This window comes from Stenotrophomonas sp. S49 (genome assembly GCF_016624905.1).
GTDB lineage: Bacteria > Pseudomonadota > Gammaproteobacteria > Xanthomonadales > Xanthomonadaceae > Stenotrophomonas.
On the sequence record NZ_JACVUD010000009.1, the window covers coordinates 28,664 to 52,673 of the forward strand.

General features: G+C 67.9%; 18 protein-coding genes and 1 riboswitch. Of the genes, 9 read left to right on the forward strand and 9 right to left on the reverse strand.

Annotated features, from left to right (window positions below):
• Nucleotides 1-242: 242 nt before the first annotated feature.
• Both IAE58_RS03425 and IAE58_RS03430 read left to right on the forward strand, forming a co-directional pair.
• A complete protein-coding gene (locus tag IAE58_RS03425) occupies nucleotides 243-3,875 on the forward strand; it encodes an autotransporter domain-containing protein (protein WP_199932224.1) in 3,633 nt (1,210 codons plus the stop codon).
• A 92-nt stretch (nucleotides 3,876-3,967) separates the two neighbouring features.
• Nucleotides 3,968-4,924: a Nudix family hydrolase gene (locus IAE58_RS03430; protein WP_199932223.1), complete on the forward strand. Its 957-nt coding sequence runs from the start codon at nucleotides 3,968-3,970 to the stop codon at nucleotides 4,922-4,924.
• Nucleotides 4,925-5,044: 120 nt separating this feature from the next.
• On the opposite strand, the gene IAE58_RS03435 is transcribed toward IAE58_RS03430, so the two are convergent.
• Nucleotides 5,045-5,626, reverse strand: coding sequence for a DUF4124 domain-containing protein (locus tag IAE58_RS03435; protein WP_199932222.1), 582 nt, complete (start codon nucleotides 5,624-5,626; stop codon nucleotides 5,045-5,047).
• A gap of 40 nt (nucleotides 5,627-5,666) precedes the next feature.
• Nucleotides 5,667-6,494 carry a methylenetetrahydrofolate reductase [NAD(P)H] gene (metF, locus tag IAE58_RS03440; protein WP_108748541.1) on the reverse strand — a complete coding sequence of 276 codons (828 nt, stop codon included), beginning with the start codon at nucleotides 6,492-6,494 and terminating at the stop codon, nucleotides 5,667-5,669.
• A gap of 200 nt (nucleotides 6,495-6,694) precedes the next feature.
• Between metF and IAE58_RS03445 the strand changes: the two genes are divergently transcribed.
• From IAE58_RS03445 to IAE58_RS03460, 4 genes are read left to right on the forward strand one after another with little or no spacing between them, the layout of a single operon-like run.
• Nucleotides 6,695-7,600 carry an alpha/beta hydrolase gene (locus IAE58_RS03445; RefSeq protein ID WP_233614495.1) on the forward strand — a complete coding sequence of 302 codons (906 nt, stop codon included), beginning with the start codon at nucleotides 6,695-6,697 and terminating at the stop codon, nucleotides 7,598-7,600.
• Between the two features lie 24 nt (nucleotides 7,601-7,624).
• Nucleotides 7,625-8,671, forward strand: coding sequence for a histidine kinase (locus tag IAE58_RS03450; RefSeq protein ID WP_199932221.1), 1,047 nt, complete (start codon nucleotides 7,625-7,627; stop codon nucleotides 8,669-8,671).
• Nucleotides 8,668-9,399, forward strand: coding sequence for a LytTR family DNA-binding domain-containing protein (locus tag IAE58_RS03455; RefSeq protein ID WP_199932220.1), 732 nt, complete (start codon nucleotides 8,668-8,670; stop codon nucleotides 9,397-9,399). The genes IAE58_RS03450 and IAE58_RS03455 overlap by 4 nt, the downstream gene beginning before the upstream one ends.
• Before the next feature lie 48 nt (nucleotides 9,400-9,447).
• Nucleotides 9,448-10,005 (forward strand): DUF3228 family protein, encoded by a 558-nt coding sequence (locus tag IAE58_RS03460; protein WP_108761253.1) that lies wholly within the window; start codon nucleotides 9,448-9,450, stop codon nucleotides 10,003-10,005.
• Nucleotides 10,006-10,041: 36 nt separating this feature from the next.
• Here the strand turns inward: IAE58_RS03460 and IAE58_RS03465 are convergent, their stop codons facing one another.
• On the reverse strand, nucleotides 10,042-10,533 hold the full coding sequence (locus tag IAE58_RS03465; RefSeq protein ID WP_199932219.1) for a hypothetical protein: 492 nt from the start codon (nucleotides 10,531-10,533) through the stop codon (nucleotides 10,042-10,044).
• Nucleotides 10,533-11,006: a Cys-tRNA(Pro) deacylase gene (gene ybaK / locus IAE58_RS03470; RefSeq protein WP_199932218.1), complete on the reverse strand. Its 474-nt coding sequence runs from the start codon at nucleotides 11,004-11,006 to the stop codon at nucleotides 10,533-10,535. The genes IAE58_RS03465 and ybaK overlap by 1 nt, the downstream gene beginning before the upstream one ends.
• 96 nt (nucleotides 11,007-11,102) lie before the next feature.
• Between ybaK and IAE58_RS03475 the strand changes: the two genes are divergently transcribed.
• On the forward strand, nucleotides 11,103-11,945 hold the full coding sequence (locus IAE58_RS03475; RefSeq protein WP_199932217.1) for a tetratricopeptide repeat protein: 843 nt from the start codon (nucleotides 11,103-11,105) through the stop codon (nucleotides 11,943-11,945).
• A 61-nt stretch (nucleotides 11,946-12,006) separates the two neighbouring features.
• Here IAE58_RS03475 and IAE58_RS03480 read toward each other — a convergent pair whose 3' ends face one another.
• The 3 genes from IAE58_RS03480 to ahcY all read right to left on the reverse strand — a co-directional run bounded on the left by IAE58_RS03480 (nucleotide 12,007) and on the right by ahcY (nucleotide 15,933).
• Nucleotides 12,007-13,368: a peptidoglycan-binding domain-containing protein gene (locus IAE58_RS03480; protein WP_233614493.1), complete on the reverse strand. Its 1,362-nt coding sequence runs from the start codon at nucleotides 13,366-13,368 to the stop codon at nucleotides 12,007-12,009.
• A gap of 50 nt (nucleotides 13,369-13,418) precedes the next feature.
• The gene (locus IAE58_RS03485; RefSeq protein WP_233614489.1) at nucleotides 13,419-14,186 is read right to left on the reverse strand and encodes a lysozyme inhibitor LprI family protein; all 768 of its coding nucleotides are present in this window, start codon (nucleotides 14,184-14,186) and stop codon (nucleotides 13,419-13,421) included.
• A gap of 301 nt (nucleotides 14,187-14,487) precedes the next feature.
• Nucleotides 14,488-15,933, reverse strand: coding sequence for an adenosylhomocysteinase (ahcY, locus tag IAE58_RS03490; protein ID WP_108761257.1), 1,446 nt, complete (start codon nucleotides 15,931-15,933; stop codon nucleotides 14,488-14,490).
• Between the two features lie 36 nt (nucleotides 15,934-15,969).
• Nucleotides 15,970-16,053, reverse strand: a riboswitch (S-adenosyl-L-homocysteine riboswitch).
• 101 nt (nucleotides 16,054-16,154) lie between these two features.
• Between ahcY and IAE58_RS03495 the strand changes: the two genes are divergently transcribed.
• Together IAE58_RS03495 and ppc are read left to right on the forward strand one after the other, a co-directional pair.
• On the forward strand, nucleotides 16,155-18,665 hold the full coding sequence (locus tag IAE58_RS03495) for a prolyl oligopeptidase family serine peptidase (RefSeq protein WP_199932214.1): 2,511 nt from the start codon (nucleotides 16,155-16,157) through the stop codon (nucleotides 18,663-18,665).
• 292 nt (nucleotides 18,666-18,957) lie between these two features.
• Nucleotides 18,958-21,669 (forward strand): phosphoenolpyruvate carboxylase, encoded by a 2,712-nt coding sequence (gene ppc, locus IAE58_RS03500; RefSeq protein ID WP_199933745.1) that lies wholly within the window; start codon nucleotides 18,958-18,960, stop codon nucleotides 21,667-21,669.
• Between the two features lie 152 nt (nucleotides 21,670-21,821).
• Here the strand turns inward: ppc and IAE58_RS03505 are convergent, their stop codons facing one another.
• Together IAE58_RS03505 and metK are read right to left on the reverse strand one after the other, a co-directional pair.
• On the reverse strand, nucleotides 21,822-22,325 hold the full coding sequence (locus tag IAE58_RS03505; protein ID WP_108761260.1) for an acyl-CoA thioesterase: 504 nt from the start codon (nucleotides 22,323-22,325) through the stop codon (nucleotides 21,822-21,824).
• 172 nt (nucleotides 22,326-22,497) lie between these two features.
• A complete protein-coding gene (gene metK, locus IAE58_RS03510; protein ID WP_108748558.1) occupies nucleotides 22,498-23,709 on the reverse strand; it encodes a methionine adenosyltransferase in 1,212 nt (403 codons plus the stop codon).
• Nucleotides 23,710-24,010 lie beyond the last annotated feature (301 nt).

Below are 24,010 nucleotides of genomic sequence, written 5' to 3' on the forward strand. Positions count from 1 at the left end.
TTTTTTTGTTCTGGCAGATGCGTCTTGTGAGCCATTGCCCATAACGAGAGTTTTCAGATTTATCTGACCCGCGTGTCGGGGCAACCCCCACACCAAAGTAGGGCCCGCGCCATGGGCAGGTCCCGTTCGCGCCCGTATGTTGCACGGGCTCTGCGGTGGGACTGCAGAACCTGCCGGCGGAGCTGCGTCGATGTCGCCCCCGCGATACCGCGCATCCCTGATCGACAAACACATGGAGCTTCATGAACAGGATCTATCGCCAGGTGTTCAACCACACCACCGGCCAGGTGCAGGTTGCATCTGAACTCACCACGTCACATTCGCCGGGCCGCACCAGCGTCGGCCACGCCCTCCGCCCGTCGTCGCTGCGCAGCGCACTGCTGCTGGCGCTGGCCGTGCTGCCCGCGCAGTCTGCGCTGGCGGCCGTCTATGACTTCCCCAGCGACGAGACCGTGTCCGACAGCCGCGGCTATGTGGATGGCTTCCGCATCGGTGTTGATTCGCCGATCACCATTGACCTGGTGTCGGGCGCGGTGCTGACCTCCAATGGCCCGGTGTCGCTGGGTACGGCGGTCGGCGGCATCGGCACCTTGAACGTGACCGGGCTCGGCAGCAGCGTCGTGCTGACCAACACGTTCGACGACATGCGCGTGGGTGATGCGGGCAAGGGCGTGCTGAACCTGACCGACGGCGGCACCGTGACCGTGGCCCGTAACGTGGTGCTGGGCAACGTGTCCGGCGGCGAGGGTGCAGCGCTGGTCAGCGGCGTGGGTTCCAAGCTCACCGCACGCCAGATCGATATCGGCAAGGCCGGTAGCGGCAGTCTGGTGATCAGCAATGGTGGCGTGGTCGACACCACCGCCGTCAACAGTTCCACCCTGCTGCAGGGCATGCGCATCGGCGCGGACGAAGGCAGCACCGGTTCGGTCAAGGTCGACACCGGCGGTGTACTGAACATCGCCAACAACCACCTGATCGTCGGCCAGCGCGGCCAGGGCGAGCTGAACGTGGCCAGCGGCGGCATCGTCAACGTCGGCCAGACCCTGGCCGTGGGCATCGTCGACGGCGCCACCGGCACGGTCAACGTGACCGACGGCGTCCTGGTGGCCCAGGACATTCTGCTCGGCCAGGAGTCCGGCTCGACCGCCACCATGCGCGTGTCCGGCGCCAGCACCGTGCAGACCGACACCTTCGAACTGGGCGAACGCGGCAATGCACTGCTGCGCGTGGAAAACGGTGGCGTGCTGCGCGCCACCACCTCGCTGATCGCCGAAACGCCGGACGGTTCGTCGGGTGACCGGGGCCAGGTCGGCCGCATTGAAGTCAGCGGTGCCGGTTCGGCCATCGAATCGGCGCGCGTGGACGCCACGGCCAGCCTGTTGATCGACAACGGCGGCGCGATCCGTTCGGACGTGGCCAACATCAAGAACTCGTTCGGTGCCGGTACCGGCGCCAGCCGTGCCAAGGCCACCCTGACCGGTGCCGACAGCCAGTGGATCAACGCCGGCGTGATGGAAGTCACCACCGACCTGCAGGTGCTCGACGGCGCCCGCATCAGCACCGACATCCTCAGTGTGTCCGGTGGCTCGGACTTCCCGAAGGGCACCGCCGCGCTGTACCCCGAACAGGTCCTGGTCAGCGGCGAGGGCTCGTCCATCACCGCTGCCAACGGCATCTCCGTCGGCCGCACCACCTTCGATCCGCTCGGCGTGCTGGTGGTGAACAACGGTGCCACGCTCAGCGCCGGCACCGGCTATACCCTGGACAACAGCGGCTACCTGGTCATCGGTGGCGGCCTGCAGGACTGGACCGCTGCCGACGGCCCGACCTGGGCAGCGGCCGAAGCGGCCGGTGAGCTGGACGGTTCGCCGATCACCATGAACAACGGCCAGGGCGGCCTGCTGTTCAACCACACCGGTGACATCACCCTGTCCAACACCATCGCCAGCTCGTCTGCGTCGATGACCTACGGTGGCCTGCACCAGCTGGCCGGCAGCACCACGCTGGACGGTGACCTGACCGCCTTCGGCGGAGACATCAACGTCAGCGGCGGCACCCTGGTCATCAACTCCGATACCTATACTGGCCAGGGCTACACCGGCAGCAGCCAGGCGGTGACGCAGGACATCATCGTGACCGGCGGCACCCTGGTGCTCAATGGCGCGTCGGGCTTCCAGCAGGAGATCAACTACGGCACGGGCCTGGGCAGCGCGGTCATCCGCAGCTCGACCGCCAACATCCGCGACGGCGGCGTGCTGGCCGGCAACGCCACCGTGGGCCAGACCTTCGTGCGCAACGGCGCGGTGCTGTCGCCGGGCCAGAACGGTGTGGGTGCCATCACCATCGATGGTGACCTGTACTTCAACAACATGGCCGTCACCGCCGAACAGGTCGCCGGCAAGGCGTTCTACGACGTGGACGTGCTGGGCAACGGCCAGGCCGACCTGCTGACGGTGGCCGGCAAGGCCTACCTGGGCAAGGTCAACTACGCCGGTGAACACGGTGCCACCGGCGTGCGCATCACCGCGCTGGACCCGGCCACCAGCTACCAGAATGGCCAGAGTTACACGATCCTGAGCGCGGCCGGCGGTATTGAAGGCCAGTTCGATGACGTGATCTCGCGTTCGGCCTTCCTCGACCCCAGCCTGGTGCAGGCCGGCAACGACGTGCGTCTGCTGATCGCGGTGAAGAGTGACGAGACCGGCCCGGGTCCTGGCCCGGGTCCGAACCCCGATCCGGGTACGCCGGGCACACCGGGTACCCCGGGCGAGGGCGGTGGCGTGACGCCGCCGGCCGTGTTCGGTGCCGTTGCCGCCACCGGCAACCACCTGGCCACTGCCGGCGCGCTGGATACCCTGCAGCAGTCCGGGCAGGCGCTGGCGCTGTACAACCAGCTGCTGATGCTGGACGCCGACGAAGCGCGGCTGGCCTTCGATCACCTGTCGGGCGAAATCCACGCCAGCAACCGTGCGTTGCTGCTGGATGATCGCTTCCTGCGTGAAGGCATTTCCCAGCGCCTGCGCACCGACCCGACGACCAAGGCGCAGGGCGGTGGGTTCTGGCTGTCCGGCGGTGGCGCCGCCAATAGCCAGGACGGCGATAATGGCAGCGCCCGCAGCCGCCAGCACCGCGAAGGCCTGATGGCCGGCCTGGACTGGACCTTCGGTGAAGCCTGGACGGTGGGCCTGGCCGCCGGTGCCGAGACGCTGCGCCAGCAGGTGGACGCGCGCAGCAGCAAGGCCGATGTCGATGCCGTGCACGGTGGCCTGTACGCCTCCTACCGCATGGGCGAGGCCTGGTTCACCGCCGGTGCCAGCTATGCCGACTACGACGTGGATACCGACCGCACGTCCATCGTGGGTGGCATGCAGCAGCGCCTGCGTGCCGGCTACAGCGCCGATGCCGTGTCCGGTTTCGCCGAAGGTGGCTGGGACATGGACCTGGATCGCCTGGTGCTGACCCCGTACGTGGCCGTGGCCTACACCCGCCTGTCCACCGATGCGGCGCAGGAAACCGGCGGCAGCACCGCGCTGGTGATCGATGCCAGCAAGGACGAGGTGTGGACCGCGACCGCCGGCCTGCGTGCCAGCTGGGACATCAGCGCTGGCCAGGACGACGGCGCCCGCCTGGTGGCCGGCCTGGCCTGGCAGAACGCGGCCGGCGATGTGCGCAGCAGCTCGCGCCAGCGCTTTGCAGTGGGCAGCAGCACCTTCAGCATCGATGGCGTGCCGCTGGCCCGCAACGTCGGCATCGCCGAGCTGGGCGTGTCGGTGAACATCGGCGACAACAGCCGTCTGTCGCTGGGTGCACAGGGCCGCGCCGGTGGCGGCCAGCACGAGCTGGGCGCGCAGATGACCTGGAACGTGCAGTTCTGATCACGCGTACTGCGTGGATGTAGACCGGGGGCCCCGCAAGGGGCCCCTTTTTTGGGTTGCGCTGGGCGCCGCCGATTGGGCATGCTCTGGCCATGCCTCCCCCGAAACGATCGATTCACGTGGTGGCCGCAGTCATCACCGACGCCCGCGGCCGCGTGCTGCTGAACCGCCGCACCGAGAACCGGGACATGGCCGGGCTGTGGGAATTCCCCGGCGGCAAGCGCGAACCGGGTGAAACCTCCGAAGAGGCCCTGGTGCGCGAACTGCGCGAAGAGCTGGGCATCGAGGCCGACATCGGCGACTGGCTGATGGATGTGCCGCAGCATTACCCCGACAAGCACCTGACCCTGGAAGTGCGCCATGTGCGCAGCTGGAAGGGCAGCCCGCGCGGGCGCGAAGGCCAGGCCATCACCTGGGTAGCCCAGGACAAGCTGGGCCGCTATTCGATGCCGCCGGCCGATCTGCCGGTGGTGGCTGCACTACGCCAGCCCGACCAGTACCTGATCACCCCGGCGCCGGCCGACGATGACGCACTGGCACAGCAGTGGCAGCAGCAGCTGCAGCAGGCGGTTGCCGCCGGCCACCAGCGCATCCAGTTGCGCCTGCCGCCGCAGCACCCGCAGCGCCAGTTGCTGATCGAAAGCGCCATCGGCTCCCACCGTCGAGGTGGGCCGCAGTGGCTGGTCAACCGCGATATCGAACTGGCCGTAGCGTTGGGGGTCGGGGTGCATCTGGGCAGTGAGCAGGTGCTGGCCCTGGCCGAGCGCCCCTTGCCGGCCGGCCAGCTGGTGGCTGCCTCGTGCCACGATCTGGCGCAGCTGCAGGCCGCGCAGCGGCTGGGCTGCGACTTTGCAGTGCTGGGGCCGGTGCAGGCCACTGCCAGCCATCCCGGCGCCGCGCCGCTGGGCTGGGAAGGATTCGCCGCGCTGCGTGCGCAGGTGTCGTTGCCGATCTATGCGTTGGGTGGGATGGAACCACGCCACGTGGCCGACGCCCGCCGCCACGGCGCGCAGGGCATTGCCGCGATCCGCGGCCTGTGGCCCACCTGAGCGGATGCCTGAGGGGTCGGATCCGCGCGCAGCGCGGCACTGACCCCAGAGGTTGCCAGAGGTTGAGGCAGGGTCAGAGCCGCGCTGCGCGCGGATCCGACCCCACCCTTGGATGCGATCTCAAAGGGTGATCCAGAAACACCCGTACTGCCGCCGCAACCCCATCACCGTGGCCGCGCGCGTAGCGCTGCCCGGCAGCGTCTGCTCCAGCCGCAGCCCCACCGGGTGGCGGCGCACAGGCGTCTCAGGTTCCTCAGGGTCGGATCCCTGCACCGCAGGGCTCTGACCCTCATCCACCACCTGCTGCGGGTACACCGGCACCACATCCACCAGCGGGCGCCGCACAACCGATTCCAGCTGCCCCAGGATGCGCTGCGCTCCTGCATCGGACACCGCACCCCACAGATACAGCGACGACAGCCGATTCACATCGCCGGTCGCCACGGCGGTCTGCACCGCCTGCACCAGCTCGCTCAGCCGGCGCGGGCACTGCGCACCCAGTGTGTCGCGCTGCGCGGTGGCACCGGCCGGTGCGGGCGGCGGTTGCCGCGACCGCGCGCCCAGGCTGTCGCAGGGGCGGTCGGTGTACACGCTCTGGCCTTGCGCATCGGTGCAGCGGTTCAAGCGTGTGGCCTGCGCGTGGGCCAGCACCGGCAGACTGGCCAGCACGACAGCCAGCACGGCGGGAATTGCGAGGTTCATGGGCCCAGCGTAACGCCGATGCCGACAAAGTTGTGCGTAATCAGCCCTGCAACAGCTTCAGCACCGACACCGTCGGCTTGGCCAGGTTCAGGGTGTAGAAGTGCAGGCCCGGCGCGCCGCCGTCCACCAGTCGCTGGCACAGCCCGGCGACCACCTCGGCACCGAACGCCCGCACCGATTCGGCATCGTCGCCGTATGCCTGCATCTTGCGGCTGATCCAGCGCGGGATTTCGGCGCCGCACTGTTCGGAAAAGCGGCGAAGCTGGCTGAAGTTGGCGATGGGCATGATGCCCGGCACGATCGGCACGGTCACGCCCAGCTTGCGCACGGCGTCCACGAAGTGGAAATACGCATCGGCATTGAAGAAGTACTGGGTGATGGCGGCATCGGCGCCGGCATCGATCTTGGCCTTGAAGTGCCGCAGGTCGGCCAACGCATCCGACGCCTGCGGGTGGGTTTCCGGGTAGGCCCCCACTTCAATGTGGAAGGCGTCGCCGTGTTCGGCACGGATGAAGGCGATCAGTTCAGCGGCGTAGCGCATGTCACCCGGAAACCCCATGCCCGAGGGCAGGTCGCCGCGCAGTGCGACCAGCCGGCGGCAGCCGATGGCGCGGTACAGCTTCAGCAGCTCGCGGATCTCCTGGCGGGTGCCGCCCACGCAGGACAGGTGCGGTGCCGCGTCGAAACCATGGTGCTGGTTGAGGTGGCGCACCGTTTCGGAGGTGTAGCTGAGCGTGGAGCCACCGGCGCCGAAGGTACAGGACACATAGTCGGGCGCGTAGGCCTTCAACCGGGCGGCGGCACGGTCCAGCTGGCCACGCTGCTCATCGGTCTTGGGCGGGTAGAACTCGAAGCTGATGGCGGTCATGGCACGGGCAGTGGCGGCGGGTACGATTGAGTATATCTCTCCATCAAGATGGATGTGAAGTTTCATGGTGTGAAGAACTGGCCCGTCGCGCGCGACCGTTCACCCGGCTGCCGGGCCGTTGCTCCTGAATCGCAACCGCGGACCCCGCTCCGCCGGCACGCTGCTGCCGTGGCAATTTCGCCCGATGAAGGAGCAGTGCGATGACGAGCCTGTTGGCACGACGGATGATGATGGGCGCGGCGATGACGGCGATGACGGCGCTGGGGCCCGGGCTGGCGCACGCCGCCACTGCGACCAGCGGCACCGTCCAGGTCGAGGTCGTCGGCACCGGCCGTCCGCTGCTGATGATTCCCGGCCTGAACAGCAGTGCGGAGGTCTGGCGCGAGACCTGCCTGGCGCTGAAGGACGTGCAGTGCCATCTGCTGCAGCTGCCGGGCTTCGCCGGCGCGGCGCCAGCCGATCCGCTGCCGGACGACTTCCTGTCGGCCATGCGCGATCAGGTGCTGGCCTATGTGCACGCCCGGAAGCTGCACCATCCGGCAGTGATCGGCCACAGCCTGGGCGGCGTGCTGACCCTGGCCATGGCCGTGCAGGAGCCGGATGCGCTGGGGCCGTTGATCATCGTGGACGCGGTGCCGTTCTACGCCGGCATGCAGAACCCGCAGGCCACTGCGCAGAGCGTGCGGGCGCTGGCCGGACAGATGCGCACGTCCATGCTGGCGGCGGACGCGGCCAGCTACCAGGCGCAGGCCGAGGCGGCGCTGGCACCGCTGACCCACGTCGCCGCGCGGCTGCCGGAACTGCAGCGCTGGGGCCGCGACAGCGACCGTGCCAGCACGGCGGGTGCGATGTACTCGCTGCTGGTGCATGACCTGCGGCAGGACGTGGCCGGCATCCGTTCGCCCACCCTGGTCCTCGGTGCGTGGGCGTCGTACCAGGCCTTCGGTGCCACCGAAGCGTCGGCGCGCACGATCTTCCAGACGCAGTACGCGGCACTGCCAGATGTGCGCATCGAACTGAGCGCCAGCGGCCACCATTTCCTGATGTGGGATGATCCGCAGTGGCTGCAGGCGCAGGTGCAGGCGTTCCTGGACAGCCACCGCTGATGCTTGCTGCCTTGGGGTTCCACCATGCCTGATCCCACCTCCACGCTGCGCTTCTGGCTGATCAACGGCATCGGCTGGCTGCTGTTCGGCCTGCTCAGTCTGGCCATGAGCGGGGCCTTCGGCGCGGGCGCCAGCAGTGGCGGCACGTTGATCAGCGTGGGCCTGGCCATTGCGCTGTGCGCCGTCAGCGGCGCCGTGCGCGCGCTGGCGGTGGCGCGCCACTGGTGGCAGCTGGAGGTTGGCGCGCTGGCCGTGCGGCTGGCGCTGGCGGTGTTGCTGGGTGCGGCCCTGGCGCAGTTGCTGCTGACCGCCGTGCTACAGCCGGCACTGGCGCTGGGCTGGGTGGATTTCGCTGGCCGACCGGCCGATTTCCGCCCACTCGCACGCGTGCTCTACTGGCTCAACACCGTGCTGGTACTGGGTCTGTGGACGGCGGTATGGGCCGGTCTGCACAGCGTGCGCCGTGCGCGCCATGCCGAACTGGCCCGCCTGCGCGCCGAGGCCGAACGCAGTGCGCTGGAGCGCGACGCGCTGCGTGCCCGGCTCAATCCGCACTTCGTGTTCAACGCACTGAACAACCTGCGCGCGCTGATCCTGGAAGACCCCGAGCGCGCGCGCGATATGGTGACCCGGCTGTCGCGCACGTTGCGCCAGGCATTGGCGCACAACCGCAGCGAGCAGGTCACCCTGGCCGAGGAGCTGGCCGTGGTTGATGACTATCTGGCCATTGAAAGCATCCACTTCGAACAGCGCCTGCAGGTGCAACGCCACATCGACGCCGATGCCCTGCAGGCACAGCTGCCTGCGATGGCGCTGCAGCTGCTGGTGGAAAACGCGATCAAGCACGGCATCGCCCAGCGCCCGGGCGGTGGCGAGGTGCGGATTCATGCCGCGCTGGGCCAGGACGTGCTGCGCCTGCAGGTGGACAACCCACGGGCCAGCGGCAGCGGGGACATCCACAGTCACGGGGTCGGCCTTGCCTATCTGCGTGCGCAGCTTGGCAGCCACGGAAGATTCACCCTGCAGCCGGTGGGCGAGGGCATGCAGGCCGTGCTGGAGATTCCGCAATGAGCGGCATGCTGCGTGTATTGATTGTCGATGATGCGCGGTTGGCGCGGCAGGAACTGCGCACGCTGTTGTCGGCCTGGCCGTGGGTGCAGTGCGTGGGCGAGGCCGATGACGTGCCGGCCGCCCGCGCGGCGATCGCCACGCTGGCACCGGACCTGGTGCTGCTGGATGTGCAGATGCCCTCCGGCAGCGGCTTCGACGTGCTGGACGGGCTGGAACGCGTGCCGGCGGTGGTGTTCGTCACTGCCTACGACACCTATGCGGTGCGCGCCTTCCAGGCCAACGCGCTGGATTACCTGGTCAAGCCGGTCGAGGCGCCGCGACTGCTGGAAGCACTGCAGCGGGCACGCCAGCGCGAGGACATGCAGGCCGAAGTGCCGGCGGCGCGTGGCACGCTGGGCGCGCATGACCAGGTGTTCGTGCGTGACGGCGAGCGCTGCTGGTTCGTGGCGGTCAGCGAGATCCGCCGCCTTGTTGTGGATGGCAACTACACCCGCCTGTGGTTCCGCGGCGAGAACGCCCTGCTCAGCCGCAGCCTGAGTGCGCTGGAAGCGCGACTGCCGCAAGATATGTTCTTCCGTGCCAACCGCAACACGCTGGTAAACCTGCGCCGCATCCGCGCGGTGACCCCCAGTGTGGGTGATGGTTACGACCTGGCACTGGATGATGGCAGCGAAGTAGAAGTATCACGGCGGCAGGCGCGGGAGCTGCGCGAGCGGATGGCGCTGTAGGCGGACGCAGCGGTTACCCTGTGCTGTACCGTCTGCCTACATCACACCATGTCCATCGTCCTCACCGAATTCGCCCGTCCCCGCCTCTTCCCACGCGTGCCCCGTGGCAACACCATCCAGGACGTCAGCGCCGAGCAGTTCCAGGCGCACCTGAACGCGCACGCGCCGTTCAAGGTGCTGGATGGCTATGCGCCGTTCTGCAAGCTGTTCGTCTACGAGAACTGGACCAGCACGCGCTGCCTGACCGTGCCGGTGACCGAGGCCAACCGGCACCTGCTGCGCAGCGGCTATGAAGCGCGCAACCGCGAGGAGCTGCCGGTACTGGTGCGCTGGTTCGAGGGGGTGGAATCGCCGCGCGCGAACTACCTGGTGGTGATCCTGTACAGCGCCGAGCAGCTGGCGAAGGAAGGTTCGCCGATCGAGGCCGACTGGGGCATCGTCGGCTGCATCTACACCGCCGAGCCGGAAGAAGTACCGATGGCCCCGATCACCATGATGCGCAATGCGCTGGGCGTGGAGGAGGGCGGTTCCGGCGTGCCGCTGGACCGCGAGGCCTACCGGCGTTCGGTGGAATTCTGGGAAAACAACGCCAACTGGCGGCCGTAGGGGCAGGCCAGTAGAGCCACGCCATGCGTGGCTGCTTCACCGTTTGACGGTTTTCCACTCCCACCACGGGTAGTGATACTCGCGGTCGATGGCCTGCCAGTGCTGACCGCAGTGGGTGCAGGCGACGCTATGGCAGTCGCCCCAGCCATCCTCCGCTGCGTCGAACGACAGCAGCTGCATCTGCCCGTGTTCGATCAGGCGACGAGGGTCGAAGAACGGATAGCCGGGGTTGAGTGCACACAGGCAGCCGGTGCCCGCCTGCCAGTAGCGCAGCCGCTGCAGCGCCGCCTTCAGGTGCGCCTGGTTGCTGACCAGCATGCCGCCCTGCGCAATGCCCGCGCTGCGCTGCTCGATCAACGCCGCATGCGGTGCCAGTGCATCCAGCGGCGCGGCATCGAACAGTCGGGCGAGCGTACGCGCGGCGTCGGTGATGCGCTCGCCGTCGCCTGACAACAGATCCTGCAGCAGCATCTGCGCCTGCGCATGGTCGAGACCGGGTGCCGGCGCCGCAGACCACGGCCAACGCATCAACGCGCCCTGCCGATGGCGGCGAAGTGTCCGCCGGTGAGCTGCAGCAGATCGGTCGGGGCCAGTTCCACTTCCAGGCCACGACGGCCGGCGCTGACGTGCAGTGTGTGCAGTGATTGCGCACTGGCATCGAGGAAGGTACGCAGGCGCTTCTTCTGGCCCAGCGGGCTGATGCCACCGACCAGATAGCCGGTCGCGCGCTGCGCGGCATCGGCGGTAGCCATGTCGCACTTCTTGCAACCCGCGGCTTCGGCCAGCGCTTTCAGGTCCAGCTGGCCGGCCACCGGCACGATGGCCACCAGCAGCTCGTGGGTTTCGCTGCTGGCCAGCAGGGTCTTGAACACCTGCGCCGGGTCCAGGCCGAGCTTTTCCACGGCTTCGCCGCCATAGGAGGCGGCGTGGGCATCGTGCACGTAGCTGCGCACGGTGTGGGCGATCTTCTCGCGCTTGAGCAGATTGATGGCGGGGGTCATGCACGCATCGTAGCGCGCAGGGATGGGCTTGCCTTGACCGAGGCTACTGGCGGGCCCCTGCGATAATGCGCGCTGCACACCGTCTGGAATCTCATCATGCGCGCACCGCACCTGCTTCATGGCCTGACCCTGGATAGCGAGCCGTGCGCGGGGCCCTACCCACCGCAGGGCTTCTGGCCGATCGCCGAAGCTGCGCTGGGCAACGGTGATCAGTTCGGTCTGTACTGGCCATTGGGTCGCGAGGCTGAGCCGCCCGTGGTCTGCGAAATGTTCCATGACGAAGGGCGCATGGTCTTCCGCCATTCCTCGCTGGATGTCTTCGCGCAGTGGCTGGATGCCGGTGGCGCGGAGGAAGACGACGATGAGGGCGGGGCGCCACATGAGCACGCGGTCCCGGATGCGGAATCGCCGTTGCCCTTGATCGATCGCGCGCAGCAGCATGTGCAGGCCGCTGAGCCGGCCCAGGCAATCGCGCTGCTGGAAGATGCCTGCAGCCGCTTTCCGGAACTGCAGCGCGCGTGGGCCATGCTGGCAGGGCAGCAGATGCGCCTGGGTCAGCATGCGGAGGCGGTGGCGGCGGCACGTTTTGCCATTCTGGCGAACTGGGCGTTCGGCATTCCCGAGCCCGGTGTGCTGCGTATCCTGCGGACAGCCGATGCCAGCGGCGATCCCGTGCTGGTGATGGCCCAGCAGATGGGATTCGGCTTCGGTGGCGCCAAGACCAACCCGGACTATGCGCTGATGCAGGCGTGCATTGATCAGTGCTGGCAGGCTGGCGACACGCTGGCGGCACTGCGTGTGAGCCAGAACCGCTGCTACGTGTTGAGCAGCGAGACTGTTTCCTTCCAGCAGCGCGAAGGCTTCGACCTGGCGGCCTGGCGGCGCGACTTCGCCGCACGGTGCCAGACTGCGCTGCACGATGACCGGCAGCGCATGTAGATCCAGGCCACGGGGTCGGAGCCCTTTCCGCTGGGAAGGGATCCGACCCCGTTACGCGGAATCAGCGCGACATCGACTGCTGGGTCTGCATCTGTTCCTGGGTCTGCCGCTGCGACAGTTCGTTGTCCAGCGCCTGGCTCTGCCGCGTGCTGTCCTGCAGGTTCTGGTTCACCGCCTGCGACAGGTCGACGTAGGTGCGGTGCATGGCGGGATCGCCGAGCTGGCCCTGCACCGCGAACACGCCCTGGTTGTCCGGCCGCGCCAGCACGGTGTCGACCTGGCTCATGCCGGCCACCTTGGACTCGTAAGCCACCTGGCCAGCAGCGTTCTCGAGCTGGTTGCGGTCATTGAACAGCGGCGACAGGCCGCCTTGGCGGCGCTGGTCTTCCAGCGCTTCCAGCTTTTCCACGACCTGCTGGTAACGCGGGTTGTCGGCGTGGCCCGGGGTGGCCATGGTCGGTTCGGCCGCTGCGCGTTCCTGTTCGACCGCCTGCGCGTGCTGCTGGGTGGCTGCATCCAGCGCGCCCAGGGTGCCGCCGCCGGCCTTGCCGTCGACAGTCAGCTGGTGGTCCCGCTGGAACTGCTTGACCGCTTCCAGGGTGCCGGGGCCGAAATCGCCATCGGCTACCAGCGGCTTGCCGTCCTTGCCCAGGTAGCCCAGGTCCGACAGCTTCTGCTGCATGGCCTGCACCTCATCGCCCTTGCTGCCGTTGACCAGCACGCCGTTGCCGGCAGGCGTGCCGGGCGAACCGTGCGAGGGGGCATGGGTGGGAGTGATGCCGAGCTGGGTCATGGCCCGGTCGAAGCGCTCATCGCGGCTGGCCACGGCGCCCGGCGCCTGGATGCCGTACTTGGTGGCATCGACGAAGTTCTGCACGTCGCCGCGGGTCGGCGGATTGCCGGCCTGGATGGTGCCGCCCTGCAGCTTTTCCGCGTTGCCGGCCAGATAGTTGATGAACTGCGGGCCCATGCTGCCGAACTGGTTGTCGTAGTCGGCCATGGCCAGCTGCAGTTCCGGGTTGGCCGCGATGGCATCGGCGGCGGCCGGGTTGGTGGCACGCACCTTGGCGATGGCGTCGTCGACGCGCTCGATGGCGCTGTCCAGCTTGGCGTTGGTGAGCTCGTCCATCTTCGCCTGCGGAATGGCCTGCAGCTTGGCGTCGAGCGCCGCCAGCTGCTGGGTGCTGAGCCCACCCTGCTGCGACAGCAGTTCGATGTCACCGGCGGTAAAGCCGTTGTCGCGCAGGAAGCGCCGGGCCTGCGGGTTGCCGCCGACGTCGAACTGCACCAGCCCGAACGAGTAGGTGCTGGCGCCCTTCTGCGCGTATGCGAAGTGGTCCAGGTGGCGGGTATTGCCGCCCAGCTCGGTGTTGAGGAACAGCGTGGACAGCTGTTCGCGGGTAAGTGTGGAATCCGTTGCCATGGTCATGGTCCTTCAAAGAGGGAAAAAGAGCCGGGCGCGCCCGGCGGATCTCAGCCGGCGCAGTGCTGCTGGGTGAAGCCGAGCAGCTGGCGGGTGGCCTGGATGCCGTAGGCGGCCGGTGCCGGCTCCAGCGCGAACTGGCCCACCATCTGGTTGCTGCACAGCTGCACGTTGCGCTTGCCGGCGGTGGTTTCCTGCGTGCAGTTGGCCGCCAGCAGGGCGTTGGGGCCGCCGCCCATGTTGGTGGCGGCGCTGCAGCCCAGCAGCCGGCCTTCCTGACCGTTTTCGCCCAGCAGCGTGTTGAAGGCTGCCAGCTGGCTGTTGGGGTCGCGCAGGACCAGCGTGTCCACGCACTGCTTCTGGCCGTCGGGCGTTTCGCAGGCGTCCTGGTCGACCAGGCCGTCACGGGTGGCGGTCAGCACCTTGATGCGGTCGGCGAACACCTGCTGCAGGCACTGTGCGTCGCCGCACAGGTCGCGCGTGTGCTGGATCCAGCGCTGCTGCTCGGCCTGCAGCCTGGTCTGGCCTGCACTGTCCAGGGTGGCCTGTGCGGTGGCCAGGGCCTTGCCCAGGTCCGCGTCCAGGCCGGTCAGGGCCGGGTCCTTGCAGATCAGGGTCTGCGCCGGCGATGCGCCATCGGCACAGGCGGTGCTGCCTGCGGGGGCGGCAGCCGGGGCGGTGGCGCCCTTGCCGTCGGCACCGGCCGCTTCGCTGGCCGCCGCCGGGGCGGTGGCCTGGGCGTCGCTGGACGGCGGGGTGCAGGCGGCCAGCAGGGCCACCCAGCACAGGGTCATCAGGGGCTTCAGGGCCCGGGTCATACGTTCACTGCTGCGCTGCATGTCGATCCTTTGATGTCTGCGTCCTGGCGCATGGCCTGCGGGCGGCAGGCATGGGGCGAACCATGGAACGGGGGCGCCGTGGCGGCCGCACGGAGCGGGCTGGGCACTGGAACACCTGCGGCGGGGGCCGCAGGGGGGGAAAGCGTAGCAAGCGACTTCGTAGGGCTCTGTGACAGGGCGCGCGGAACACAAAACGGGCGCCCGAAGGCGCCCGTTCCGTGTGTATCCGTTGCGGGGGTCAGAGCCCTTTCCTGCGGAAAGGGATCCGACCCCGGCACGATCAGTAGCGGTAGTGGTCCGGCTTGAACGGGCCCTGCACCGGCACGCCGATGTAGTCGGCCTGTTCCTGGGTCAGGGTGGTCAGCTTCACGCCGATCTTTTCCAGGTGCAGGCGGGCCACTTCTTCGTCCAGGTGCTTGGGCAGCAGGTAGACCTTCTTCTCGTAGCTGTCCTTGTTGGCCCACAGGTCGATCTGGGCCAGGGTCTGGTTGGCGAACGAGTTGGACATGACGAAGCTCGGGTGGCCGGTGGCGCAGCCCAGGTTCACCAGGCGGCCTTCGGCCAGCAGGAAGATCGCATTGCCGTTGGGGAAGATGTACTTGTCCACCTGCGGCTTGATGTTCACGTGCTTCACGCCCGGGAACGCCACCAGCGCATCGACCTGGATTTCGTTGTCGAAGTGGCCGATGTTGCAGACGATGGCCTGGTCCTTCATCGCGCTCAGGTGCTCGATGCGGATGATGTCCTTGTTGCCGGTGGTGGTGACGTACAGGTCGGCACGGCCCAGGGTCGATTCGATGGTGTTGACTTCGTAGCCTTCCATCGCCGCCTGCAGGGCGCAGATCGGGTCGATCTCGGTGACGATCACGCGCGCACCGTAGGCACGCAGCGAGGCGGCGCAGCCCTTGCCCACGTCGCCGTAGCCGCAGACCACGGCAACCTTGCCGGCCAGCATCACGTCCATCGCGCGCTTCAGGCCGTCGGCCAGCGACTCGCGGCAGCCGTACAGGTTGTCGAACTTGCTCTTGGTGACCGAGTCGTTGACGTTGATCGCCGGGATCAGCAGGGTGCCGGCCTGGGCCAGCTGGTACAGGCGGTGCACGCCGGTGGTGGTCTCTTCGGAGACGCCCTTCCAGTCCTTCACCACGCGGCCCCAGTAACCCGGGCGCTCGGTGGCAACGCGCTTGAGCAGGTTCTTGATGACCTGTTCTTCGTGCGAGGACGAGGCGGTGTTGACCCAGTCGCTGCCGTTTTCCAGCTCGTAGCCCTTGTGGATCAGCAGGGTCACGTCACCGCCGTCGTCCACCACCAACTCCGGGCCGGTCAGGGTGCCGTCGGCCAGGGTGAAGGTCAGCGCGTCCAGGGTGCAGTCCCAGTACTCTTCCAGGGTTTCGCCCTTCCAGGCGAACACCGGGGTGCCGGTGGCGGCGATGGCCGCGGCGGCGTGGTCCTGGGTGGAGAAGATGTTGCACGAGGCCCAGCGCACGTCGGCGCCGATGTCCTTCAGGGTTTCGATCAGCACCGCGGTCTGGATGGTCATGTGCAGCGAACCGGTCACGCGCACGCCCTTCAGGGGCAGGCTGGTGGCGTGCTTGCGGCGGATCGACATCAGGCCCGGCATTTCGTGCTCGGCGATGTCCAGTTCCTTGCGGCCCCAGTCGGCCAGGGTGATGTCGCGGATCTTGTAGTCGCCTTCGGTGGAGAAGGTCTTGGCAACAGCGTTCATGCAGTAGCTCCGGTTGTGGACGAGCGGGTGCTCGCATCTAGCCGGGCGCCGTTGTTACAAAACCACCTTACCGAGCCTGGCCGGGCCTCATGGGTTCCGGTCGCAGCGCCCCTCGGCAGGGGAGAACGCCCAGTATATCGCGGCCCCCAACCATCGGCAGATGGGGGCCGTGGCGCTGCCTGTTAAGGTCGGGGTCTTCACGCACCGAAACAGGAAGAACGATGAGCAAGCACGCGCGCCGCCAGCGGCGCTGGACCGGTCTGGTCCTGTCGATGGCCCTGCTGACCGTAGCGCCGCTGGCCTGGTCGGCCGGTACCGCGCCGGCCGCCACCGCCCAGGCCGCCGCCGGCTACGAACTGCCGTCGGCCGCGCTGCAGGCGGTGGTGGACGCGCCGCGTGCGCCCACGCTGTCACTGTCGCCGCGCCGCGACGTGGCCGCGCTGATGCAGATGCCGTCGCTGCCGTCGATCCAGGTGGTGGCACAGCCGGAACTGAAGCTGGCCGGCGTGCGCATCAATCCGCGCACCTTCTCCGACAGCCGTTTCAGCTTCGGCCAGAAGCTGTGGCTGATGAACGTGGCCGATGGCAAGGAGCGGCAGATCAGTGGCCTGCCGGCACAGCTGTCGATTGCCGGTCTGGCCTGGTCGCCGGACCAGAAGTGGCTGGCCTTCAACCAGGTGGACGCGGCCAGCGGTGCCAACGAACTGTGGCTGGTGGACGTGGCCGCTGGCAGCGCCCGCCGCCTACAGGCCGGTCTGAACACGGTGTTTGGCGAGGGCTACCAGTGGCTGCCTGACAGCCGTGGGCTGATCGTCATGACCCGCGTGGCAGGCGCAGGTGATCCGCCGCCGGCCGACGGCGTGCCCACCGGCCCGGCCGTGCAGCAGACCGGCAAGAGCAGCGGCGTGGTGTCCATCCGCACCTACCAGGACCTGCTGAAGAACGAGGCCGACGCGCGCCTGTTCGACTACTACGCCAAGGCCCAGCCGATGCAGGTCGGCCTGGACGGGCAGACCCGCGCGCTGGGTGCGGCGGGCATCTATCTGGATTTCAGCGTATCGCCCGACGGCAACTACCTGCTCAGCCAGCGCGTGCAGCGTCCGTATTCCTATGTGGTGCCGGTAGGCAGCTTCCCACGCCGCATCGAAGTGCTGGACCGCAACGGCCAGCTGGCCCACACCGTGGCTATTCGGCCGCTGGTGGAAGGCCTGCCGACCGGCAACGATGCCGAAGTGACCGGCGTGCGTGACATCAGCTGGCGCGCCGACGCCGGCGCCACCCTGGTCTGGGCCGAGGCGCAGGACGGTGGCGATCCGAACCGCGAAGCGAAGGTGCGCGATGCGGTGTTCATGCAGGCCGCGCCGTTCGACAAGCCGCCGGTGACCCTGGCCCAGCTGGGCAGCCGTTTCGCCGGCATCACCTGGGGCCGCGGCGACCTGGCCCTGCTCAATGAGTCGTGGTGGAAGACCCGCAACAGCAAGACCTGGCGCATCGCCCCGGACGATGCTGCGCAGGCGCCGCAGCTGTTGTGGGACCGCGATGCGCAGGACCGCTACAACGATCCGGGCCGTGCCGGCGTGGTGCGCGATGTGAATGGTCGCGCACGCCTGCAGACCACCGCCGATGGCCGCAGCATCTTCCTGTACGGGCAGGGCGCTTCGCCGGAAGGTGACCGTCCGTTCGTGGACCGCTTCGATATCGAAAGCCGCCAGGCCACGCGCCTGTTCCATTCGCAGGCGCCGGCCTATTCGTTGCCGGTTGCGCTGCTGGACCAGGAAGGCACCTCGCTGCTGCTGACCCGCGAAAGCCCCGACGAGCCGGCCAACTACCAGGTGCAGTCGCTGGCCGATACCAGTGCCGCGCCGCGCGCGCTGACCCACTTCGCCCACCCGCTGCCGCAGCTGAAGGGCGTGCAGAAGGAGCAGATCCGCTACAAGCGTGCCGACGGCGTGGACCTGACCGCCACGCTGCTGCTGCCGCCGGGCTACGACCCCAAGCGCGATGGCCCGCGCCCGCTGCTGATGTGGGCCTACCCGGGTGAGTTCAAGAGTGCCGCCGCGGCCAGCCAGGTGACCGATTCGCCGTACCGCTTCAACGCGGTCAGCTACTGGGGCCCGCAGGCGTTCCTGGCCAAGGGCTACGTGGTGCTGGCCAGCCCGACCATGCCGATCATCGGCGAGGGCGACAAGGAACCCAACGACACCTACATCGAACAGCTGGTGGCCAACGCGCAGGCCGCGGTGGACGAGGTGGTGCGCCGTGGCGTGACCGATCGTGACCACATCGCCATCGGTGGCCATTCCTACGGTGCGTTCATGACCGCCAACCTGCTGGCCCATACGCGGCTGTTCAAGGCCGGCATCGCCCGCAGCGGCGCCTACAACCGCACGCTCACTCCGTTTGGTTTCCAGGCCGAGGAACGCAACTACTGGCAGGCGCAGGACGTCTACCAGAAGATGTCGCCGTTCAATTACGCCGGCGACATCAAGGACCCGATCCTGTTCATCCATGGCGTGGACGACAACAACTCTGGCACGTTCCCGATCCAGAGCGAGCGCATGTTCGCAGCGGTGAAGGGCCTGGGCGGCACCGCGCGGCTGGTGATGCTGCCCAACGAATCGCATGCCTACCGCGCACGCGAATCGATCATGACCATGCTGGCCGAAAGCGAGCGCTGGCTGGAACAGACCCTGGGCCCGGTGCCGCAGGGCAAGGCGAAGAAGAAGCGCTGAGGCGTGTGTGATGGCGGCCCCTGCAATGGGGGCCGCCGCGGGGGGGGGGGGGGGGGGGCCCCCCCCCCCCGGGGCCCCGCCGCGGGTAGAGTCGACCGTTGGTCGACTATCGCGCGCAGCGCGGGATTTCGGCAGTCGACCAACGGTCGACTCTACCCCGTCGGTATTTCCGCGATTGGTGTATCCGTAGCCGGACGATACGTGCAGATGAAACCATTTTCGCGCCGCAGCAACGGCGGCGAACTGGGGTAGGCTTGGCGACGGATCATGCCCAGAGGTTCGTGCGTCGCCGATGAACGAGTACCGCAGCAGCATCGAATTCGCTTCCCCCGATCTTCCGCTTCGCGATGATGTGCGCCGGCTGGGCGCACTGGTTGGCGATCTGCTGGTGGAACAAGTCTCCGCCGCGTTCCTCGATGATGTGGAGGATGTGCGCACCCGCGCCATCGCCCGCCGCGAAAACCAGGCGCCGCTGGCCGAACTGGCGCAGGGCCTGGCCGGGCGCACGCCGCAGCAGGCCGAAACCATGGTGCGTGCGTTCAGTACCTACTTCCAGGTGGTGAACATTGCCGAGCGCGTGCACCGCATCCGCCGCCGCCGCGATTACCAGCGTGCCGGTACCGCCGCGCCGCAGCCTGACGGTCTGCAGGACGCGCTGCAGCACCTGAAAGCGCAGGGCGTGAGCCTGGACGAACTGGCACAGTGGTTGCCGCGTATCGACATCGAACCGGTGTTCACCGCCCATCCCACCGAAGCGGTGCGCCGCGCGCTGCTGGAAAAGGAACAGTTGATGGTGGCCAGCCTGGTGGACAACCTGGATGGCCAGCGCACGCCCGGTGAAGCCGCCGCCGACGCCGCGCGCTTCCGCATGGCGCTGACCGCTTCATGGCAGACCACCGATTCATCGCCGGTGCGGCCCACCGTGGATGATGAACGCGAACACGTGGGTTTCTATCTGGTGCAGGTGCTGTACCGGGTGATCCCGGTGCTGTACGAATCGCTGCAGCAGGCGCTGCGCGATACCTATGGACAGGAACTGCCGCTGCCACGCCTGCTGCGCTTCGGCACCTGGGTAGGCGGCGACATGGACGGCAACCCCAACGTGGATGCCGGCACCATCCGCAACACCCTGGATGCGCAGCGCCAGGCGGTGCTGGGCCGTTACCAGAAGGAACTGCTGCAGCTGGCCAGCCTGCTCAGCCAGTCCACCGAGCGGGTGGGGGTGAGCGAGGCGCTGCAGGCGCGCGTGGCGCAGTACCAGCAGCAGTTGCCGCAGGTGCAGTCGCGGCCACGCCATGCCGACATGCCGTACCGTCTGCTCAACGACCGCATGCGTGCGCGCCTGCAGGCCACGCTGGACGATGCGCACGGTGCCTATGCCGGCCCGGATGAACTGATCGACGATCTGCAGCTGATCCTGGACAGCCTGCGTGGCAACCGCGGCGAGCATGCCGGTGGCTTTGCGGTGCAGCGACTGCTGTGGCGGGTGAAGACTTTTGGCTTCCATCTGGCGCGGCTGGACGTGCGCCAGGAATCGAGCGTGCATGCGCGCGCGCTGGCGGCGGTGCTGGGCGGTGAGGATGCATGGCAGGCGCTGGACGCGCTGGGCCGGGCACGGTTGCTGGGCCCGCACGCCAGCGGCGAAACACCGTTGCCGGCCGGCAGCGATGAAGGCAACGCGCGCCTGGATGCCGTGTTCGCGGCGCTGGCCGATGCCCGTACACGCCACGGTGCCGATGCCTTGGGCAGCTACATCATCTCCATGGCGCATGACCGCAGCGACGTGCTGGCGGTGCTGGCGCTGGCGCGGCGCGGCGGCCTGGTTGATGACGAGGGCGCGGTGCCACTGGATATCGCCCCGCTGTTTGAAACAGTGGACGATCTGAAGCGCGGTACTGCCACCCTGCGGGACCTGCTGGCCGACCCGGTGTATCGCGCACACCTGCGCGCACGGGGCGATGTGCAGATGGTGATGCTGGGCTATTCGGACAGCAGCAAGGACGGCGGCATCGCGGCATCGCGCTGGGGCCTGCAGCGTGCCCAGGTGGAACTGCTGGAAGTGGCCGCCGAGCAGTCCATCGGGCTGACCTTCTTCCACGGCCGTGGCGGCTCGATCAGCCGCGGCGGTGGCAAGACGACCCATGCGGTGGATGCTTCGCCGCGTGGCAGCATCGATGGCCGCCTGCGGGTGACCGAGCAGGGCGAGGTGATCCATCGCAAGTACGGCATCCGCGCGCTGGCCTTGCGCTCACTGGAGCAGTCCACCGGCGCGGTGCTGCGCGCCAGCCTGCGCCCGCGTGCGGCCGAGCCGCGCGAAGACGATTGGCGGCCGGTGATGGACCAGGTGGCTGCCGCCAGCAGTGAGGTCTATCGGGCATTCGTGGGCCAACCGCAGTTCATGGACTACTTCCGCACCGCCACGCCGATCGATGTGATCGAGCGGATGACGCTGGGCTCGCGGCCCTCGCGGCGGCTCGGCCAGGACGCAGCGCTGGGCAACCTGCGGGCGATTCCCTGGGTGTTCGCCTGGAGCCAGGCGCGGGCGGTCATTCCCGGCTGGTATGGCGTGGGCAGTGGCCTGCAGGCGGCTGTGGATGCCGGCCATGAGCAGACGCTGCGGGACATGGCGCGCGACTGGCCATTCTTCCGCACCTTCCTGGATGACATCGCCATGGTGTTGTCCAAGGGCGATATCACCATTGCCGAGCAGTTCTCGCTGCTGTCCGGCGATCTGCACGGGCGGTTCTTCCCGCAGGTGCAGCGCGAGCTTGAACTGACCCGGCACTGGCTGCTGGCGCTGCTGGGCCAGAAGACGCTGCTGGACCACGATGCGCGGCTGGCGCTGTCGATCCGCCTGCGCAACCCCTACGTGGATCCGATCAGCGTGCTGCAGGTCGACCTGCTGCAGCGCTGGCGGGCCAGCGGGCGCGAGGATGACGATCTGCTGCGCGCGCTGGTGGCGTGCGTGAACGGCGTTTCGCAGGGCGTGCAGAACACCGGTTGATCGTCTGCATCCGCCGGGTGTGGCCCGGCGCTACCGGCCCCGGCGGGTTCGGGGCTTGCCGCGCCCGCCTCAATCTTGCGGCGACGGCGGGTTAGCAACGGTAGAGTCGAACTTGCTCGACTGACGCAGAACACAGTCGAGCAAGCTCGACTCTACTCTGGAGAGGGCGGGTTCGATGCCAGCAGTTCCAGGTGCCGCTGTTCCATTTCCTGGCGCAGTTGGCGGCGGATGAGAGCAGCGGCGTGGCGGCGGCGCTCGTCGCTGTTCTCCAACTGCAGCGGCGGCACGGCGGTGGGCTTGCCGGCCTCGTCCACGGCCACCATGGTGAAGAAGCAGCTGTTGGCGTGGCGCACGCTGCGCTTGAGGATGTCCTCGGCCACCACCTTCACGCCGATTTCCATCGACGAGGTGCCGGTGTAGTTCACCGAGGCCAGGAAGGTGACCAGTTCACCCACCGCGATGGGCTGGCGGAACATCACCTGGTCCACCGACAGGGTAACCACGTAGCTGCCGGCGTAGCGGCTGGCGCAGGCGTAGGCCACCTGGTCGAGCAGGCGCAGGATCGCACCGCCGTGTACCTTGCCGGAAAAATTGGCCATGTCCGGCGACATCAACACGGTCATGGACAGCTGGTGGGATTTGAGTTCGGTCGACATGGCCTGATTGTATCGGGCATGGACCGCGTAGCGTCGAGCTTGCTCGACTGCCGATGCCAGGAGCAGTCGAGCAAGCTCGACTCTACAGAAAGCAGAAGGGCCGCTTGCGCGGCCCTTCTGCAAGGTCAGCCGACTAACAGTCGGCTCTACCCGTCGGCTCTACCGGCCGGCTTTACTTCAGCTTGGCGTCGGCGCGCAGGGCGGCGGCGCGGTCGGTCTTCTCCCAGGAGAAGGCCGTGGCGTTGACGGTCTCGCCTTCGCCGTTGAGGTAGCTGAACTCCTTCGGCTTGCGGCCGAAGTGGCCGTAGGCCGCGGTCTGCTGGTACATCGGGTGGATCAGGTCCAGCATCTTGATGATGCCGTACGGGCGCAGGTCGAAGTGCTTGCGGATCAGCTTCTCGATCTTGTCGTCGCTGATCTTGCCGGTGCCGAAGGTGGTGACCGAAATCGAGGTCGGCTCAGCCACGCCGATGGCGTAGGAGACCTGCACTTCGCAACGGTCGGCCAGGCCGGCGGCAACCACGTTCTTGGCGACGTAGCGGGCCGCGTAGGCAGCCGAACGGTCGACCTTGGACGGATCCTTGCCGGAGAACGCGCCACCACCGTGACGGGCCCAGCCGCCGTAGGTGTCGACGATGATCTTGCGGCCGGTCAGGCCGCAGTCGCCCACCGGGCCACCGATCTCGAACTTGCCGGTCGGGTTGATGTGGAACTTGGTGCCCTTGTGCAGCCACTTGGCCGGCAGCACCGGCTTGATGATCTCTTCGCGGACGGCCTCGATCAGGTCCTTCTGCTTGATGCCCGGGGCATGCTGGGTCGACAGCACGACCGCATCGATGGCCGAGACTTCGCCGTTTTCATAGCGCAGGGTGACCTGGCTCTTGGCATCCGGGCGCAGCCAGGACAGCGGCGAGTTGCGCTTCTTGCGGATCTTGGCCTGCTGTTCCACCAGGCGGTGCGACAGGTGGATGGCCGCCGGCATGTAGCTGTCGGTTTCGTTGGTGGCGTAGCCGAACATCAGGCCCTGGTCGCCAGCGCCCATTTCTTCGGGCTTCTTGCGGTCCACGCCCTGGGCGATGTGCGGCGACTGCTTGCCGATCAGGTTCAGCACGCCGCAGGTGGCGCCGTCGAAGCCGACGTCCGAGCTGTCATAGCCGATGTCCGTGATGACCTTGCGGGTCAGCGCTTCCAGGTCGATCCACGCGCTGGTGGTGATTTCACCGGCGACGATGGCAACACCGGTCTTGACCATGGTTTCGCAGGCCACGCGGGCGCGCTGGTCCTGGGTCAGGATCGCGTCCAGCACCGCATCGGAGATCTGGTCGGCAACCTTGTCCGGATGGCCTTCGGAGACCGACTCGGAGGTGAAGAGATAGCTGGACATCAGGCGGTATATCCCTTGATTCGGATGGAAAGATGGGCGCGCATGATACACGGGGTGCGCCGCCTGTGCATTGTGAACCCAGACAGGTTGCCGGTGGTTAAGGCGGTGTGCCCGTCTTCACGGGCCCTGCGGGGCGCAAGTGCCTGATGTTGCAGGGCCAGTGTTCCATCTGCGTGACCATTGGCGGGCCGCTCTGGCGGGGGGATGCGCGGGGCGGGGCCGTCATTTTTCTGCCGCCAAACCGCCATCTGCCTGCCTTGGCCGGGGCGCAGGCTCTGCGCCAATCCGGCCGCCGGGCACC

Coding starts and splice junctions, on each gene's coding strand:
- IAE58_RS03425 (WP_199932224.1), top strand. CDS start 243: ATGAACAGGATCTATCGCCAGGTGTTCAACCACACCACCGGCCAGGTG.
- IAE58_RS03430 (WP_199932223.1), top strand. CDS start 3,968: ATGCCTCCCCCGAAACGATCGATTCACGTGGTGGCCGCAGTCATCACC.
- IAE58_RS03435 (WP_199932222.1), bottom strand. CDS start 5,626: ATGAACCTCGCAATTCCCGCCGTGCTGGCTGTCGTGCTGGCCAGTCTG.
- metF (WP_108748541.1), bottom strand. CDS start 6,494: ATGACCGCCATCAGCTTCGAGTTCTACCCGCCCAAGACCGATGAGCAG.
- IAE58_RS03445 (WP_233614495.1), top strand. CDS start 6,695: ATGACGAGCCTGTTGGCACGACGGATGATGATGGGCGCGGCGATGACG.
- IAE58_RS03450 (WP_199932221.1), top strand. CDS start 7,625: ATGCCTGATCCCACCTCCACGCTGCGCTTCTGGCTGATCAACGGCATC.
- IAE58_RS03455 (WP_199932220.1), top strand. CDS start 8,668: ATGAGCGGCATGCTGCGTGTATTGATTGTCGATGATGCGCGGTTGGCG.
- IAE58_RS03460 (WP_108761253.1), top strand. CDS start 9,448: ATGTCCATCGTCCTCACCGAATTCGCCCGTCCCCGCCTCTTCCCACGC.
- IAE58_RS03465 (WP_199932219.1), bottom strand. CDS start 10,533: ATGCGTTGGCCGTGGTCTGCGGCGCCGGCACCCGGTCTCGACCATGCG.
- ybaK (WP_199932218.1), bottom strand. CDS start 11,006: ATGACCCCCGCCATCAATCTGCTCAAGCGCGAGAAGATCGCCCACACC.
- IAE58_RS03475 (WP_199932217.1), top strand. CDS start 11,103: ATGCGCGCACCGCACCTGCTTCATGGCCTGACCCTGGATAGCGAGCCG.
- IAE58_RS03480 (WP_233614493.1), bottom strand. CDS start 13,368: ATGGCAACGGATTCCACACTTACCCGCGAACAGCTGTCCACGCTGTTC.
- IAE58_RS03485 (WP_233614489.1), bottom strand. CDS start 14,186: ATGACCCGGGCCCTGAAGCCCCTGATGACCCTGTGCTGGGTGGCCCTG.
- ahcY (WP_108761257.1), bottom strand. CDS start 15,933: ATGAACGCTGTTGCCAAGACCTTCTCCACCGAAGGCGACTACAAGATC.
- IAE58_RS03495 (WP_199932214.1), top strand. CDS start 16,155: ATGAGCAAGCACGCGCGCCGCCAGCGGCGCTGGACCGGTCTGGTCCTG.
- ppc (WP_199933745.1), top strand. CDS start 18,958: ATGAACGAGTACCGCAGCAGCATCGAATTCGCTTCCCCCGATCTTCCG.
- IAE58_RS03505 (WP_108761260.1), bottom strand. CDS start 22,325: ATGTCGACCGAACTCAAATCCCACCAGCTGTCCATGACCGTGTTGATG.
- metK (WP_108748558.1), bottom strand. CDS start 23,709: ATGTCCAGCTATCTCTTCACCTCCGAGTCGGTCTCCGAAGGCCATCCG.